This is a genomic window from Massilia sp. YIM B02769 (genome assembly GCF_030411995.1).
Classification (GTDB): domain Bacteria; phylum Pseudomonadota; class Gammaproteobacteria; order Burkholderiales; family Burkholderiaceae_D; genus Telluria.
This window is the reverse complement of record NZ_JASNRC010000010.1, coordinates 102014-116392: the sequence shown is the minus strand read 5'-3', so window position 1 is coordinate 116392 and position 14379 is coordinate 102014. Positions and strand designations below refer to the sequence as shown.

The 14379-nt window shown below is 66.9% G+C and carries 12 protein-coding genes and 1 pseudogene; 9 read left to right on the top strand and 4 right to left on the bottom strand.

Going from position 1 to position 14379, the window contains the following annotated elements; translation table 11 throughout:
- Positions 1 to 224: 224 nt before the first annotated feature.
- The 7 genes from QPK31_RS17285 to QPK31_RS17255 all read left to right on the top strand — a co-directional run bounded on the left by QPK31_RS17285 (position 225) and on the right by QPK31_RS17255 (position 7189).
- A complete protein-coding gene (locus tag QPK31_RS17285) occupies positions 225 to 3230 on the top strand; it encodes a TonB-dependent receptor (protein ID WP_290424141.1) in 3006 nt (1001 codons plus the stop codon).
- 300 nt (positions 3231 to 3530) lie between these two features.
- Positions 3531 to 3695 carry a hypothetical protein gene (locus tag QPK31_RS17280; protein ID WP_290424140.1) on the top strand — a complete coding sequence of 55 codons (165 nt, stop codon included), beginning with the start codon at positions 3531 to 3533 and terminating at the stop codon, positions 3693 to 3695.
- Between the two features lie 47 nt (positions 3696 to 3742).
- On the top strand, positions 3743 to 3916 hold the full coding sequence (locus QPK31_RS17275; RefSeq protein WP_290424139.1) for a hypothetical protein: 174 nt from the start codon (positions 3743 to 3745) through the stop codon (positions 3914 to 3916).
- Positions 3917 to 4144: 228 nt separating this feature from the next.
- Positions 4145 to 4516, top strand: coding sequence for a LiaI-LiaF-like domain-containing protein (locus QPK31_RS17270; protein WP_290424138.1), 372 nt, complete (start codon positions 4145 to 4147; stop codon positions 4514 to 4516).
- Positions 4509 to 5324, top strand: a complete 816-nt coding sequence (locus QPK31_RS17265; protein WP_290424137.1) for a LiaI-LiaF-like domain-containing protein — start codon at positions 4509 to 4511, stop codon at positions 5322 to 5324. Before QPK31_RS17270 ends, QPK31_RS17265 begins: the two co-directional genes overlap by 8 nt.
- A gap of 13 nt (positions 5325 to 5337) precedes the next feature.
- A complete protein-coding gene (locus QPK31_RS17260) occupies positions 5338 to 6438 on the top strand; it encodes a sensor histidine kinase (protein WP_290424136.1) in 1101 nt (366 codons plus the stop codon).
- A gap of 10 nt (positions 6439 to 6448) precedes the next feature.
- A complete protein-coding gene (locus QPK31_RS17255) occupies positions 6449 to 7189 on the top strand; it encodes a LytTR family DNA-binding domain-containing protein (protein ID WP_290424135.1) in 741 nt (246 codons plus the stop codon).
- Between the two features lie 2 nt (positions 7190 to 7191).
- Here QPK31_RS17255 and QPK31_RS17250 read toward each other — a convergent pair whose 3' ends face one another.
- From QPK31_RS17250 to QPK31_RS17240, 3 genes are all read right to left on the bottom strand, one after another.
- Entirely contained in the window at positions 7192 to 9447 is a 2256-nt protein-coding gene (locus QPK31_RS17250; RefSeq protein WP_290424299.1) for an ATP-dependent DNA helicase, read from the bottom strand.
- Between the two features lie 8 nt (positions 9448 to 9455).
- Positions 9456 to 11102, bottom strand: coding sequence for a VRR-NUC domain-containing protein (locus QPK31_RS17245; protein WP_290424134.1), 1647 nt, complete (start codon positions 11100 to 11102; stop codon positions 9456 to 9458).
- 100 nt (positions 11103 to 11202) lie between these two features.
- A complete protein-coding gene (locus QPK31_RS17240) occupies positions 11203 to 12030 on the bottom strand; it encodes a hypothetical protein (RefSeq protein ID WP_290424133.1) in 828 nt (275 codons plus the stop codon).
- Positions 12031 to 12090: 60 nt separating this feature from the next.
- Between QPK31_RS17240 and QPK31_RS17235 the strand changes: the two are divergent.
- Both QPK31_RS17235 and tssA read left to right on the top strand, forming a co-directional pair.
- Positions 12091 to 12636: pseudogene (locus tag QPK31_RS17235) on the top strand (AAA family ATPase); the annotation flags it as partial.
- A 9-nt stretch (positions 12637 to 12645) separates the two neighbouring features.
- Positions 12646 to 13656 (top strand): type VI secretion system protein TssA, encoded by a 1011-nt coding sequence (gene tssA / locus QPK31_RS17230; protein ID WP_290424132.1) that lies wholly within the window; start codon positions 12646 to 12648, stop codon positions 13654 to 13656.
- Positions 13657 to 13739: 83 nt separating this feature from the next.
- On the opposite strand, the gene phaP is transcribed toward tssA, so the two are convergent.
- Positions 13740 to 14312 (bottom strand): TIGR01841 family phasin, encoded by a 573-nt coding sequence (gene phaP, locus QPK31_RS17225; protein WP_290424131.1) that lies wholly within the window; start codon positions 14310 to 14312, stop codon positions 13740 to 13742.
- Positions 14313 to 14379 lie beyond the last annotated feature (67 nt).

Sequence of the window (14379 nt, the reverse complement as noted above, 5' to 3'; positions counted from 1 at the left end):
TCCGAGAATCGAAACGCCAACGCTAACGCGCGCCGAGTCAGTTTGACAATGATTATTCGTCGCCCGGCCATAACCGGCGGTTGCAGACGGTCTGTACATTCCTTCAAGTTATGACAGGAGGATGACAAGTGATTGTCCAAGTTATTTGCTTATAGCTAATACTTTCAGTATGGCAGAGAAGTATCGCTGCCGCAGGACACAATATTTATATCAGGAGAGAGAACATGTTCAAGCAGAAGCCGCTCGCAGCGGCCGTATCGACCGCACTGTTCGGCCTGGCGGCACTACCGGCCCTGGCCCAGGACAGCGAGGCGCAAGCGCCGATGCAGACCGTCGAGGTCACCGGTATCCGTGCCTCGATGGCCAAGTCGCTCGCCGTCAAGAAGAACGCCACCGGCAACGTCGAGGTCATCACGGCGGAAGACGTCGGCAAGATGCCCGACCGCAACCTGGCCGACTCGCTGCAGCGCCTGGCCGGCGTGGCCGTGCGCACCGACTACGATGAAGCGGAAAAGGTGTCGATGCGCGGCACCAACCCCGACATGTCCCTCATCCTGTTCAACGGCCATACCGTGTCCGGCGGCGACTGGTACGTGGGCGACCAGGGCTCGAGCTCGCGCTCGACCAGCCTGTCGCTGATGCCGTCCTCGGTCCTGAACCAGGCCCTGGTCTACAAGACCTCGTATGCCAACATCGTCGACGGCGGCCTGGCCGGCACCATCAACGTCACCACGCGTAAACCCTTGGCCCAGAAGGAACGCCTGTCGGGCGTGGCCAGCATCGGCGCCAGCTATGCCCAGTTGCCGGACAAGACCGCGCCCGACGCCGACGTCTCGGTCAACTGGAAGAACGAAGCGAACACCTTCGGCATCATCGCCCAGGGCTTTGCCCAGAAGCGCTACGTGCGCCGCGATTCGGTGTCGCGCTTTGCCTACGGCACCAGCAGCGGCTGGGGCGAGATCAATACCGCCACCATGCTCGGCATCACCGACGCCTCGCTGGCCGGCACCGGCTACACGGCCGCCGACCTGAACGGCGTGCGCCTGCCGGGTTCGATGAGCTCGGAGTTCGTCGAATCCGTGCGCGACCGCAAGGGCGGCATGCTGTCGATGCAGTTCAAGCCGAACGCCGATCTCGACGTGACCCTGACCGGCTTCCATTCGCAGATGAACGCGAACAACAATGGCCGCCTGACCTCGGGCGCCATCTACTCGATGCTGATGGGTAAAGGCGAAGCGCTGGGCGGCACCACCGCCAGCTCGCCGAACACCTCGTCGAACGGCCAGCGCGTGTATGCCCAGATCCGCAACCCGGTGATCGTCACCGAACGCACCATGTACGGCCACGACCTGAAGATCCTGAAGTCCGCCGACATCGTCTTCCCGGACGGCACCACGCCCCAGTACGTCGGCAACTCGGAAGGCTTCTACCGCGACGGCGCCCAGGCCACCAGTTCCTTCATCGACCTCGACGCGAAATACCGCGTGACCCCGGACCTGACCGTGAAGGGCCTGTTCTCGACCACGCGCGGCGTCGGCAAGACCGACCTCGACCAGGGCACCACCTTTGCCCGCTACGGCACCGGCGTGTCCTACGCGCTCGGCGGCCTGCACGAGGCGCCGTATGTCCAGTACCAGGGCGCCGGCAGCAACCAGCCCGGCATCAACCCGGACGGCAGCGGCTACATGATCGTCGGCCGCACCGCCTCGGGCGTGAAGACCACTGACAAGGAGTCGAGCGGCCAGGTCGATGCCGAGTACAAGCTGAACAACGCCTGGGTGCAGTCGCTGGAAATGGGCCTGCGCCATGCCGACCACAAGCGCGACAGCCGCCGCTGGGGTCCGGCCTTCCGTACGCCATTGACCGTCACCTACGATGCCACCGGCAAGATCATCCAGTCGACCGCGACGCCGCTTGATGGCTGGCAGCCGTATCCGGGCAACTTCGGCAGCGGCCTCGGCGGCTCGGGCTGGGACAACACCGGCTTCACCTATTCGCCGGAAGCGCTGAAGGCCTACATCGCGGCCAACACCAAGGAAACCAGCGAGGCCTTCGAGCGCCGCGTCAGTTCGGAAATCGACATGCGCGAGCGCCAGAGTTCGGCCTACCTGATGGCGAACCTGGAAAACGGTCCGTGGTCGGGCAACGTCGGCCTGCGCTACGTGCGCACCGTGGTCGACGCCCAGATCGCCACGCCGATCCCGAACCCGCGCACCTGCCTGCGCAGCGCACCGGGCCAGCCGGCCACGGTCTGCGCCGCCTATCCCGGCGCGATCACGGATGCCGGCGATGCGGTGGCCTTCTACGACGGCACGACCTTCAACCCGCTGTCGGGCACGATGTACTACAAGACGCCGACTCACAAGGTGTTCAAGAACTTCCTGCCGAGCCTGAACCTGCGCTACGAGATCACGCCGGACATGATTGCCCGCTTCGGCGCCAGCCGTACCATCGGCCGCCAGAACTACAACGTGCTGGGCAGCGGCTTCGGCACCCCGGGCTGCGACGCCAACGGCTGCCGCGTGACCGGTCCGAACCCGGACCTGCGTCCGCTCACCTCGGACAACATCGACATCTCCTGGTCCTGGTTCTTCGCGCGCCGCTCGAACGTGACGGCCAGCCTGTTCCACTCGAAGATCGACGGCTACGTGAAGACCGGCACCGTCGGCACCTCGACCATCGAACTGACCGACCCACGCGACCAGGTGGTGAAGACCTTCTTCATCAACACCTCGTCGCAGCAGGGCGCGAAGATCACCGGCATCGAGCTGGCCTACGAGCAGCCGTTCGGCAGCAGCCCGTTCGGCTTCACCTCGAACGTCAGCCGTGCCAAGACCAAGGTCGACGACGGCCGCCCGATGGTGGGCGCCTCGGAATGGGCCGGCAACCTGGGCCTGTACTTCGAGAACGACAAGGCATCGGCGCGCCTGGTGGCGAACTACCGCGGCGAATACGTGAACAGCACCACGGCGCCGTCGCCGACCGCGAACAGCCAGGGCCTGTCGGTGATCAACGGCGTGACCATGCCGACCGCGCCGACCATGGCCGCGCCGGTGACCACGCTCGCCCTGAACGCCAGCTACAACTTCACGCAGCAGCTGTCGCTGTCGTTCAGCGCGACCAACCTCACCAATGTGAAGCGCGCCTACTACCGCTACAGCGAGGAAGAGCAGCAGAAGCTGGACGTGAGCGGGCGCCAGTTCTACCTGAACCTGCGCTACAAGTTCTGACCGCGCGCTTCGCGCGAAGAGGCGAGGGGAGCTGCGGCTCCCCTTTTTCATGCCCGCGCGCAGCGGCCGCGCCGAATACTTAGACCTGCCTTAATTGCCGAGTTCTTCCGCGCAGTGTGCGGCAGCTAACGGTGAACCGGCCACGCCCTCGCTATGATGAACCTGTGTGAGTGAGGCGCCTGCGATTCAGTTCTGCGGGCAGCCAAATACCTCAACAGGTTAGCCGGTCGCCTCGAGGATCGGCACCAGATTCCACGCCGTCGCCATGGGGCGCCGGCATGCAGTGCAAGCGGAGGCGCCATGTCTGCAACGACCACGAATCCACCCAAGCATTTGGTGCGCGAATACCTCGAACGGCGTTCGCGCGACCCGAAACCGCCGCCGACGCCCGAAGAAATCCGGCGCCAGCTCGGTTGGGAAATGCTGATGCCGGCGGACGTGAAGATGGCGCAGCAGCGGTCCTAGCCTCCGCGCCCGATACTGCGCATACCGTTTTAACAGAGGAGAAGGCCATGACCAAGAAAATCGGCAACAAGCATGAAGCCCAGCACCGCGGCAAACAGGAACGCCTGGAAATCCGCCGCACCAACATCGCGCGCGAAGCCGTCAAGAAGGCGGAAGCCAGCGCCAAGTACCGCAACCAGGTCAAGAACCAGCCGGCGATGAACCTGTCCGCCGGCGCCTGACGCCAGCCCGCAGGCATCACGCCATCCGGCCCGCCCTTCGAGGCGGGCTTTTTTTCGTCCATGCGCTTGGTCTGCGCCACCGTCGCGCCGGCCCGCCGCTCACCGCGATCCGGCGCAGCCCGCCGATCCCTTCGCCATTCACCGCTCGCGCGCCGCCGTTCGCCGAATGGCGCTTTCCCGCGTCCGTCCATCCGGTTATCGTGCAGGCATCACAACACGGAGGACGGCATGGGTACCGAAAACAGTTACAGGCAGCGCAAGCAGATGATGTGGGGACTGGTCCTGATCGCGGTCGGCGTCGCCTTCCTGCTCGACCGCATGGACGTTCTCGACATCGCGACGCTGTGGCATTATTGGCCGCTGCTGCTGGTCGTGGCCGGCGTCAACCAGACCATCGGCTATCCGAGCGCCAGGGAGTTCACGAGCGGGCTGTGGACGGTGTTCATCGGCCTGTGGCTGTTCGCGGTCTTCGAGGGCCTGCTGGGCCTGACCTTCCGCAACAGTTGGCCGCTGTTCATCCTGATGTGGGGCCTGCAACTGGTGCTCGAGCCCGTGATCGCGCGCCGCTTCGCATCGAACAAGGAGAAGGACCATGTATAAGGACGGCATCGAAGAAGGCGGCATCAAGGGGCGTGTCAGCGAGCGCGATGCGCGGCGCCAGGAACGCCGTGCGCGCCGCGCCGCGCGCCGTGCCGAGCGCGGCATGACGGGCCAGGTGGTGCTGGGGCTGATGGTGATCGTGGTCGGCCTGCTGTTCCTGCTCGACAACCTCGACATCCTCGACCTGCACGATGCGGTGGCCTTCTGGCCGCTGGTCTTCATCTTCGCCGGCGTCGCCAAGCTGCTCGACACCTCGACCCCGAGCGGCTACCTGATCGGCCTGGCCGGCATCGGCATCGGCACGGTGATGATCCTGAACCGCCTCGGCGTCATCTACATCACCTGGCGCATGGCCTGGCCGCTGTTCCTGATCGGCGCCGGCGCCGTGCTGGTCTACCGCGCCATGACCGGACAGCGCCTGTTCAGGCACGGCATGGTCGACGACAAGCCGGGCGAGGGCGTGGCGCCGGGCGACGACGCGCAGAAGATCGATGTCACCGCCATCCTCGGCGGCTTCGACCGCCGCGTGCACAGCCAGGATTTCCGCGGCGGCGAAGTCACCGCCGTGATGGGCGGCTGCGTGCTCGACATGCGCGGCGCCTCGATCGCGTCCGGCGAAGCCGTGATCAATGTGTTCGCCTTCTGGGGCGGCGTCACCATCAAGTGCCCGCCCGACTGGACGGTGGTGTTGCAGGGCACGCCGATCATGGGCGGCTTCGACGAGAAGACCGTGGCGCCGCCGCACAGCGGCAAGCGCCTGGTGATCCGCGGCTACGCGATCATGGGCGGCGTCGAGGTACGCAACTGATGGTGACCGGCTGATGCATGCGCGGCGCGGCATCGCGCTCTACCTGGCGGCCTGGCTGCTGCTTGGCCTGCTGCTGGCTGGCCTGATCGTGGCCGCCACCGGCGCGCGCATCGGCGCCAGCCTGCTGTTCGCCTTGCCGCTGGCGCTGGTGTATGGCTGCGCCAGCGGCTTTTCGTCCTACTACCTGTGCCGCGCCTACCCGCTGGCGAGCAGGCCCCTGCACTCGGTGCTGCCGGTGTTCGCGGGCACCGCGGTCTGCGCCAGCCTGCTGTGGACGGCGGCCGGCAGCGGCTGGGGCGAGCTGCTGCGCGGCGTGTCGGCCGGCCCCGGGTTGCAACTTGTCGTGGTGACGCGGCCCTTTGCCGCGCTGATGTTCGGCCTCGGCGTGATCCTGTATGCGATGACGGCGGTGGGCCAGTACCTGGCGCTGGAATTCGAACGCGCCCGCAGCCTCGAGCGGCGCGAACTCGAGATGAAACTGGCGGCCCAGGAAGCCGAACTGCGCATGCTGCGCACCCAGATCGACCCGCACTTCCTGTTCAACAGCCTGAATTCGATCAGCGCGCTGACCTCGATCGACCCGCTGGCGGCGCGCGGCATGACCCTGCAGCTGTCGGACTTCTTCCGCCGCAGCCTCGGCATGGACGCGCAGCGCAAGGTCCCGCTGGCCCAGGAAATCGCGCTGGTGCGCGCCTTCCTCGCGGTGGAGCAGGTGCGCTTCGGGCCGCGTCTCGCGTTCCAGGACGACGTCGGCGACGATGCGGCCGGCTGCCTGGTGCCGCCGATGATCCTGCAGCCGCTGGTGGAGAACGCTGTGAAGCACGGCATCGGCAACCGGCTCGAAGGCGGCCTGGTGAAGATCGTGGCGCGGCGTGCCGGTTCGCTCTTGCGCATCCGCGTCGAGAACGATGCCGACGAGGACAAGGACAAGGACGAGGACGAGGCGCCGCCGGCGGCCGGCTGCGGCATTGGCCTGGCAAACGTGCGCCAGCGCCTGGCGGCGACCTATGCGCACGAGGCCGGCATCCACTGGATGCGCGAGCCGGGGCGTTTTTGCGTCGACCTGACGCTGCCTGCCGCCGGCATGGCGCAGCATGCACTGGATACGGATTGAGGAGGGCAGGATGCGGGTCATCATCGTGGACGACGAACACCTGGCGCGGGCGCTGCTGCGCGAGTTCCTGGGCGATCACCCCGGCATCGAGATCGTGGCCGAATGCGCCAACGGTTTCGAGGCGGTGAAGGCGATCGGCGAGCTGCGGCCGGACCTGGTCTTCCTCGATATCCAGATGCCGAAGCTGGACGGCTTCGAGGTGGTGGAGCTGGCGCATTCCGGTATCGCTGCGGGCACCCGCTATGTCTTCGTCACCGCCTACGACCAGTTCGCGCTGAAGGCCTTCGAGGTGCGCGCCATCGACTACCTGTTGAAGCCCTTCAGCCGCGAACGCCTGGCCCAGGCCCTGGACACCGTGCGCAGCCGCGTACCGGCGCCGGAGCAGGTCCAGGCAGTGGTGCAGGAGGCTGCAAGGCGCAACGGCTACCTGGAACGGGTCCTGATCCGCGACGGCGCGCGCGTGCACGTGGTGCCGACGCCCGCCATCGACTGGATCGAAGCCCAGGACGACTACGTCGCCATCAGCGCCGCCGGCAAGACGCATTTGAAGAACGGGCGCATGGCGGAACTCGAGGAAGGACTGGACCCGGCGCTGTTCCTGCGCGTGCACCGCTCGTATATCGTGAACCTCGGCGCGATCGCGCGCATCGAGGCGCCGACCAAGGACAGCTGGTGCGCGGTGCTGAAGGACGGCAAGCGTATCCCGGTCAGCCGCAGCGGGTACGCGAAGCTCAAGGAGCTGATGCGCTGAGCCTAAGTGCTGTCAACCTTCACTTGCCACCAGCGCGGCAGCAGCGCGCGCACGGCCGGCTGGCCGAAGCGGTCGTCGATCAGGTAGACCACGCCGCGGTCCTGTTCGGTGCGGATCACGCGTCCCGCCGCCTGCACCACCTTCTGCAAACCGGGGTACAAATAGGTGTAGTCGTAGCCGGCGCCGAACATCGCCTGCATGCGCGCGCGCAGCTGCTCGTTGACGGGATTCAGCTGGGGCAGGCCGAGGGTCGCGACGAAGGCCCCGATCAGGCGCGCGCCGGGCAGGTCGACGCCCTCGCCGAAGGAGCCGCCCAGCACCGCGAAGCCGATGCCGCGTCCCTCGGGCTGGAAGCGGTCGAGAAAAGCCGCCCGTTCGGCCTCGCTCATGCGCCGCTCCTGGCGCCAGACCGGCACATCCGGGTGCAGCCGGGTGAACAGGTCGGCGGCCTGCTCCAGGTAATCGAAGCTGCTGAAAAAGGCCAGGTAGTTGCCGGGCGCCTGCGCATACTGGCCGGCCATCAGCTGCGCGATCGGGGCCAGCGACGCCGCGCGGTGCTGGTAGCGCGTCGAGATGCGGCTGGCGATGTGCACGGCCAGCTGGCCGGCGGAGAAGGGCGATTCGACGTCGACCCAGCCGGTATTCCCGGGCAGGCCGAGCAGGTCGGCGAAGTAATGCCAGGGGCTGAGCGTGGCCGAGAACAGCGTCACCGAATGCGCGCCTTCGAAGCGCGGCTTGAGGAAGGGCGCCGGCACCACGTTGCGGATGCAGACCGTGGTGTCCTTGCCGTCACGCGCCACGTCGCACAGCGAATGCTCGCCGAAGGATTCGGCCAGGCGCCCGAAACCCAGGGCATCGAAGTGAAAACGCTGCAGGTCCGGGTCGAGCGGCACCGCCTGCTCGGCCAGGTAGTCGTTAATGGTGCTGGCGGCGTTCTGCAGGGCCGACAGCAGCTTTTCCGGCGGCGCGCCCAATAGCTGGTAGGGGGCGGGCGCATCTGCATCCATCTCGCCCCAGGCACGCGCCACCTTGGTCAAGGCCTTCTTCACGATCTCGGAAGGCGCCGCGGCGCGCGCCATGCGAAGAAGCGCGCGATCGAGTTCGGCCGAATACATCGAGCGCGCCCGCGCCACCATGTTGTGCGCTTCGTCGACCAGCACGCTGGCGCGCCAGCCCTGTTCCTGGGCCAGCGCGTAGAGCATGGCGCCGCCGTCGAAATAATAGTTGTAGTCGCCCACGATGACGTCGCTCCAGCGCGCCATTTCGCCCCCCAGGTAGTAGGGGCAGACGTCATGCGCCAGGCCGAGGTCGCGCAGGGCGGGGCGGTCCAGCACCGGGACTGTCAGGGCTGCCGCGCGCGCGGCCGGCAGGCGGTCGTAGAAGCCCTTCGCCAGCGGGCAGGACGTGCCCTGGCAAGCCTTGTCGGGATGCTCGCAGGCCTTGTCGCGCGCGGTCAGTTCCAGCACGCGCAGCGGCAGCGCGGCGTCGGCGGAGCGGATCGTGGCGGCGGCGTCGAGGGCGAGCCGGCGCCCCGGTGTTTTCGCGGCCAGGAAGAAGACCTTGTCGATGCGCTGGGCTGGCGCGGCTTTCAGCACCGGGAACAGGCTGCCGACGGTCTTGCCGATGCCGGTCGGCGCCTGGGCCAGCAGGCAGCGCCCCGTGCTGTTGGCCTTGAAGACGGTTTCGGCGAGCTGGCGCTGGCCGGGACGGAAGGCGGCGTGCGGAAAGCGCAGCGCGGCCAGGGCCGCATCGCGCGCCTCGCGGTGGCGCAGTTCCTGTTCGGCCCAGGCGATGAAGCGGCGGCATTGGTCCTCGAAGATCGCCTTCAGCTCGGCGGCGCTGCGGGTTTCGCGCAGCACTGTTTCATGGCCGCTGCCGATCTCGTAGTAGACCAATGCCAGGTTGACGCCGTCGAGCCCAAGCTGGGCGCATAGCAGGTGGCCGTACACGCGCACCTGGGCCCAGTGCAGGTGGCGGTGATTCTCCGGCATCGAGGAGAGCTGGCCACGGTAGGTCTTGATTTCTTCCAGCAGGCTTTCACGCGCGTTGTAGCCGTCGGCGCGGCCGCGCACGTGCAGCAGGTCGTAATCGCCCGACAGGGACACTTCGGTCCGGTAGCCGTCGCCGCGGCGCGCCGTGACCACGGCGTGACCGGCGATGCCTTCCTGGGCCGTGGGCGAGGGCGTGAAGCGCAGATCGAGGTCGCCCTGCTTGGCCGTGAATTCGCACAGGGCGCGCACAGCCACGGTGTACTTCACCGGCTCGCTCAAGCAGCCTGCTCCCACTGCAGGTAGCACACCGAAACCGGCATGCCGTGCGTTGCGCAGTACTCGATCCAGCGCAGCTGGTTGTCCTGCAGGCGGTCGCCCGGCCCCTTTACTTCGATCATGTTGTAGCGCTTTTCATGCGGCCAGAACTGGATCAGGTCGGGGAAGCCGGTGCGGTTTTCCTTGACGTCGGCCAGGATGCGCTCGCACCACTTTTTCAGGTGCGCGGCCGGGATGCAATCGAGCGCCAGTTCGAGCAGGCCGGCATCGAGGTATTCCCAGGACACGAAAGGCGAGGAGATGCCGGCTTTTTCCGCGAAGTGCCCGAGGATGGTGGCGCGGTAGCGGCCATCGTCGAGCTGGGCCAGGCAATCGGCGAACTCGTTCGCGCGGCGCTGGTGGAAGTCCGGGCTGTACAGATCGGCCGGGCCGCGGTGGAAGGGGTGGAAGAAGGCGCCGGGAATCGCGGCGAAGATCGCGCGCCAGCACAGCAGTCCGAACAGGGCGTTGGCCAGCATGTTCTCGACGTAGAACACGGGCGCGTCCTCGCCGGCCAGGTGTTCGCGCACCACGCCTTCGACCCACCAGTCGCCCGAGGGCATGGGCAGGCAGACATCGAGGCGGACCGGGTCGGGACGGCGCGCGATGGTCTTCGGATGGCCGAGGCGGCGCGCCAGGCGCGGGCCGATGCGCAGCAGGTGCTGGCGCTCGGCGTCGTTTTCAGGCGCTTCCCGCGCTGTCAGCAGCAGGTCCCAGGCCTCGTCGAAGCGTTCGGCCTTTTCCAGCACGCGGATGGCGCGGCTGCGCGCACCGGGGAAGCGGCAGCGCGTGTAGACGGCGTGGGCCGCGGTCCAGTCCTTCCCCTTCTCGTGCTGCTGGCCGATCTGGAACAGCAGCTTTTCGCGCCGGCTTTCCAGCCAGTCGTTGTGGAAGGCATGCTGCGGCACGTCGCGCACGATGTCCTCGAGCGGCTCCAGCCCGTCGGCGAAGCGCGCGCGGCAAGCGTGCAGGACGAGGTAGTGCTCGATGTCGCTGCGCTCGCGGAAACCGCGCGAGGCCGGCGAGAATTCGACCTGCTCGTAGCGGAACAGGCCGAGGTCGGACAGGACGAATTCGGTCCAGTCCTGGCGCAAATTGCCGAAGAAGATCAGGCGCAGGCGGTCGCACAGGGGCTTGACGTGGATGCGCAGCGCAAGGTCGTCGCAGTTGGCGAACCAGCTGGAGAAGGCACGGCTGTCGCCGCAGCTGGCGCGCAGGGCTTCGAGTTGCTCGGCCTTGCGCGCGTTCTTGTGCTGCAGCTGGTCGCCAAAGGCGAGGACGAGTTCGGGTTTCGAGAGCAGGTCGAACAGTTCGTCGAGCGTGAGCTCGGGGTCGCTCGAGACCCAGCCGGTGGGCAGCAGGTGCTGGGCCGCCGCTACCGGGCAGCCGATTTCGGCATAGCGCAGTTTGCTGGCGCGGAACAGCTCGCCCTTGCGCATGACCATGCGCACGAACAGGGCGCGCGCCGGCTGCGGCAGCGCCGGGAAGGCTGCGATAAAGGCCTGTTCTTCGTCGGTCAGCAAATCGGGGTAGCGCTGCGCGATCCAGTCCAGGACGGCCTGGAAGTTATCCAGGTAATAAAACTCGTTTTCCAGAACCCTGTTCATCTCGAGACGCCACTGTGCTTATGTACAGTATAGCGCCGCGAGCTGCCGGCTTCCCAGCATTTTCAAGCGCCGGGAAGCGCGGCCGTGGTTTTTTGCCACATCAGGGGCGGGTGGAGGCCGAGGGTTGCGGCGGGCATTTCGGTCCGGTGCAGGGCGCCGGCTGCGCGCGTTCGCCGCGGTGGCGTTCGGAATGCTGGATGATGGCCGAGATCAGGGCGACGTCGGTGTCGACAGCCGGCTCGGCGGGGGCGGACGATGCGGCCTTGTTCCGGGTACGCGCCGGCGTGGCGGCCCTGGCAGTGGCCGTGCGCTGGGCTTTCATGGCACGTGCCGCGGGTTTTACGGGCTTGTCGGCCCTGGCCAGTGCAGCCGGCTTGTCGCTTTTCGCCGGCTTCGCTGCGGCCGGCGCCACCGCTTTGGCCGGAGCGGCCGGCGAGACAGGGACCGGGGCCGTGCTGGCCTGGCTGGGCGCCGCCTCCTTCGGCGGTGCCGGCGGCCTAGCCGCCGGTTCCGCCGGCAGCATCACCAGCGGCGGGGCGGCCGGCATGCTCTGCGGCTGGTCGACGATCATGGCCGCCGCCGGAACGTCGGGCGCCGGCGCCGAGGGCTGCGGATGGGGCGCGTCGGGAAGGGGCGGCGGCGTCACCGCGTCTCCCTCGGCCACGCGCTCGGCCTGCACTTGCACCTGCATCGCGGTTGCCGTCTCGTGGCTGTCGTATGCGAGCCACGCCACCACGCCGACCAGGATGCCGGAAAAGGCTGCCGCCGCGCAGTACCAGGCCAGGCGCGGGCTGGTCATGCGCGCGCCGCTGCGCCGGGCGGAATCGCGTTCCAGCATCGCCAGGATGTTTTCTTCACCAGCCCCGCGGCGCGACGACATCAGGTTCGGTCGCGTCGAGGCCTCTTGATTTTGGTCTGTAGGGCGCACGGCATTACTCCTAAGATATTCGTTTCCAATTCGATTAGAAACAATCTGGGAAAAGCCATGCTGATCTTCCAGGTGTTCGACAAGGGCGTGCTGGACGATGCCGAAGGGCGGCAGATCGACTTCCGCAACACCATCATCATCCTGACCTCGAACGCGGCCTCGGGCCAGATGATGGCCGCTTGCCTGAACAAGAGCGGCGCCGAGCTGCCCAAGCCCGACGCGCTGGCGGAACTGATTCGCCCGCAGCTGATGAAGCACTTCAAGCCGGCCTTCCTCGGCCGCCTGGCCACCGTGCCCTTCTATCCGATCAACGACGAGGTGCTGGCCAACATCATCCGCCTGAAACTCGACCGCATCGGCAAGCGCGTGCGCGACAACCACCAGGCTGTCTTCGAATACGACGACGCGCTGGTGAATGCGGTACTGGCGCGCTGCACCGAGGTCGATTCCGGCGCGCGCAACGTCGACACCATCCTGAACGGCACGCTCCTTCCCGAGATCGCCGACACCGTGCTGGCGCGCATGGCCGAGGGCGGGGCGATCGCACGCGTCAAGGTCGGCGCGACCAAGGCCGGACGCTTCAAGTACACGATCGAACCGGCATAAGGAGGGGCCATGAGCACGCTCGAACAACTCCTGACGCCGGTCAGCGATGCCGCGCCTTGCGGCGAGAGCCTGGCGTTCACGCCCGAACTCGATGCGATTGCCCAGGCGCGCAAGGCCGACGATCCGTCGCTGGAGCAGGGCGCCTGGGTCACCGCGCTGAAGGAAGCCGACTGGAAGTTCGTCTCGAAACGCTGCGCGCTGCTGATCGAGACGCGCAGCAAGGACTTGCAGCTGGCGGTGTGGCTGGCCGAGGCGAACGCCAAGACCGCCGGCTTGCGCGGCCTGGGCGACGCGCTGCAGCTGATCGGCGCGCTGTGCGAACGTTACTGGGACGGCCTGTATCCGCTGCCCGACGAAGACGGCTTCGAACAGCGCATTGGTAACCTGAGCTGGATCGCGGCGCGTGTGCCGCAACTGGTGACCGAGTGCCCGGTGACCGAAGGCGCGGGCTTTTCGATGCGCGACATCGAGGCGGCGCGCACGCATGGGGCCGATGCGATCGCCGATGTCGAAACGGCGCGCAGCCGTACCTCGAAAGCCTTTTCCGAGAAGCTGCTGGGCGACGGCGAGCATTGCCTGGCCATGCTGGCGGAAATGGAAGCCGCCGTCGACAGCCTGCTCGGGAGCGATGGTCCGAGCTTCAGCAATGCGAAGACGGCGCTGCAGAACCTGATCCATTTCGTGACGCCGGCGGCGGGCAAGGCGGCGGCAGGTGCGGTTTCCGCAGTGGTGCAGCCGGGCGCGCAAGCATCGGCCCCGCCTCCGTCGACGGCATCAGGCGCGATGGCATCCGGGCCGCTGCAAAGCCGGGCCCAGGCCCTGGCCCAGTTGCGCGCGGTGGCCGAGTTCTTCCGCCATACCGAGCCGCACAGCCCGGTCGCCTATCTGGCCGACAAGGCGGCCAGCTGGGGCGAGCAGCCGCTGCACGTGTGGCTCAAGATGGTGGTCAAGGATGCGGCTGCGCTGTCCCATGTCGACGAACTGCTGGGAATCGAGCGGAAAGGGAACACGGAGGGATGAAATAATCTTTCACGAAAGGCGCTTCCATGAAAGATTATTGCAGGGCAGTCGCGAGGCCGCCCTGTCTGTTTTGCCGAGCCGGCTTATTCGGCTGGCTTGTCGGCAGGCGCCGCCGCCTTGCCCATGCCGGGATTCACGAGCGAAGACGCCTTGGCGATCTGCTCTTCCACATTCTGCACCGCCTGGCGCGTAGCTTGCGTCACCTGCTCGTAGCCCTTGAAGGCATTGTCGATGGCGGCCTTGATGATCTCGACCGCGTTCTCCGAACCCGGCTTCACGTTTTGCGTGACGTCGTAGATCAGCGCCGACAGCGTGCTTTTCGCTTCCGCCACGTGCACATCGGCCGCGCGCCGGAACTCGCTCTGCATCTCGTCGATGATGGTCTTCAGCTGGGCGCGGTACTCGGCGCTGTCGGTGGCGCCCGGCGCCATGCGGGCCGACAGGGCGTCGAAGGCGGCGCGGGCGTCGCGCGCCTGGCTCAGGTCGCGGCTGGCGGCGAGGGTCTGGTCCATCGTATTGCGTGCGGTCGCCATGTTCAGCGCGACGACTTGTTCGAGGCCTTTGACGGTTTTATTGGCAAGCATGTCGAAGGTCTGCATCTGCAGGTCGAACAAGGTCTTGGTGGCGCTGGCGAATTGCTCTGGGCTCGTGAACATCAATGTCTCCTCGGTATAGGTATGGAACGACGGACGACGTGCTGGCACACATGCTGGCTCAGTTTGT

Coding starts and splice junctions, on each gene's coding strand:
- QPK31_RS17285 (WP_290424141.1), top strand. CDS start 225: ATGTTCAAGCAGAAGCCGCTCGCAGCGGCCGTATCGACCGCACTGTTC.
- QPK31_RS17280 (WP_290424140.1), top strand. CDS start 3,531: ATGTCTGCAACGACCACGAATCCACCCAAGCATTTGGTGCGCGAATAC.
- QPK31_RS17275 (WP_290424139.1), top strand. CDS start 3,743: ATGACCAAGAAAATCGGCAACAAGCATGAAGCCCAGCACCGCGGCAAA.
- QPK31_RS17270 (WP_290424138.1), top strand. CDS start 4,145: ATGGGTACCGAAAACAGTTACAGGCAGCGCAAGCAGATGATGTGGGGA.
- QPK31_RS17265 (WP_290424137.1), top strand. CDS start 4,509: ATGTATAAGGACGGCATCGAAGAAGGCGGCATCAAGGGGCGTGTCAGC.
- QPK31_RS17260 (WP_290424136.1), top strand. CDS start 5,338: ATGCATGCGCGGCGCGGCATCGCGCTCTACCTGGCGGCCTGGCTGCTG.
- QPK31_RS17255 (WP_290424135.1), top strand. CDS start 6,449: ATGCGGGTCATCATCGTGGACGACGAACACCTGGCGCGGGCGCTGCTG.
- QPK31_RS17245 (WP_290424134.1), bottom strand. CDS start 11,102: ATGAACAGGGTTCTGGAAAACGAGTTTTATTACCTGGATAACTTCCAG.
- tssA (WP_290424132.1), top strand. CDS start 12,646: ATGAGCACGCTCGAACAACTCCTGACGCCGGTCAGCGATGCCGCGCCT.
- phaP (WP_290424131.1), bottom strand. CDS start 14,312: ATGTTCACGAGCCCAGAGCAATTCGCCAGCGCCACCAAGACCTTGTTC.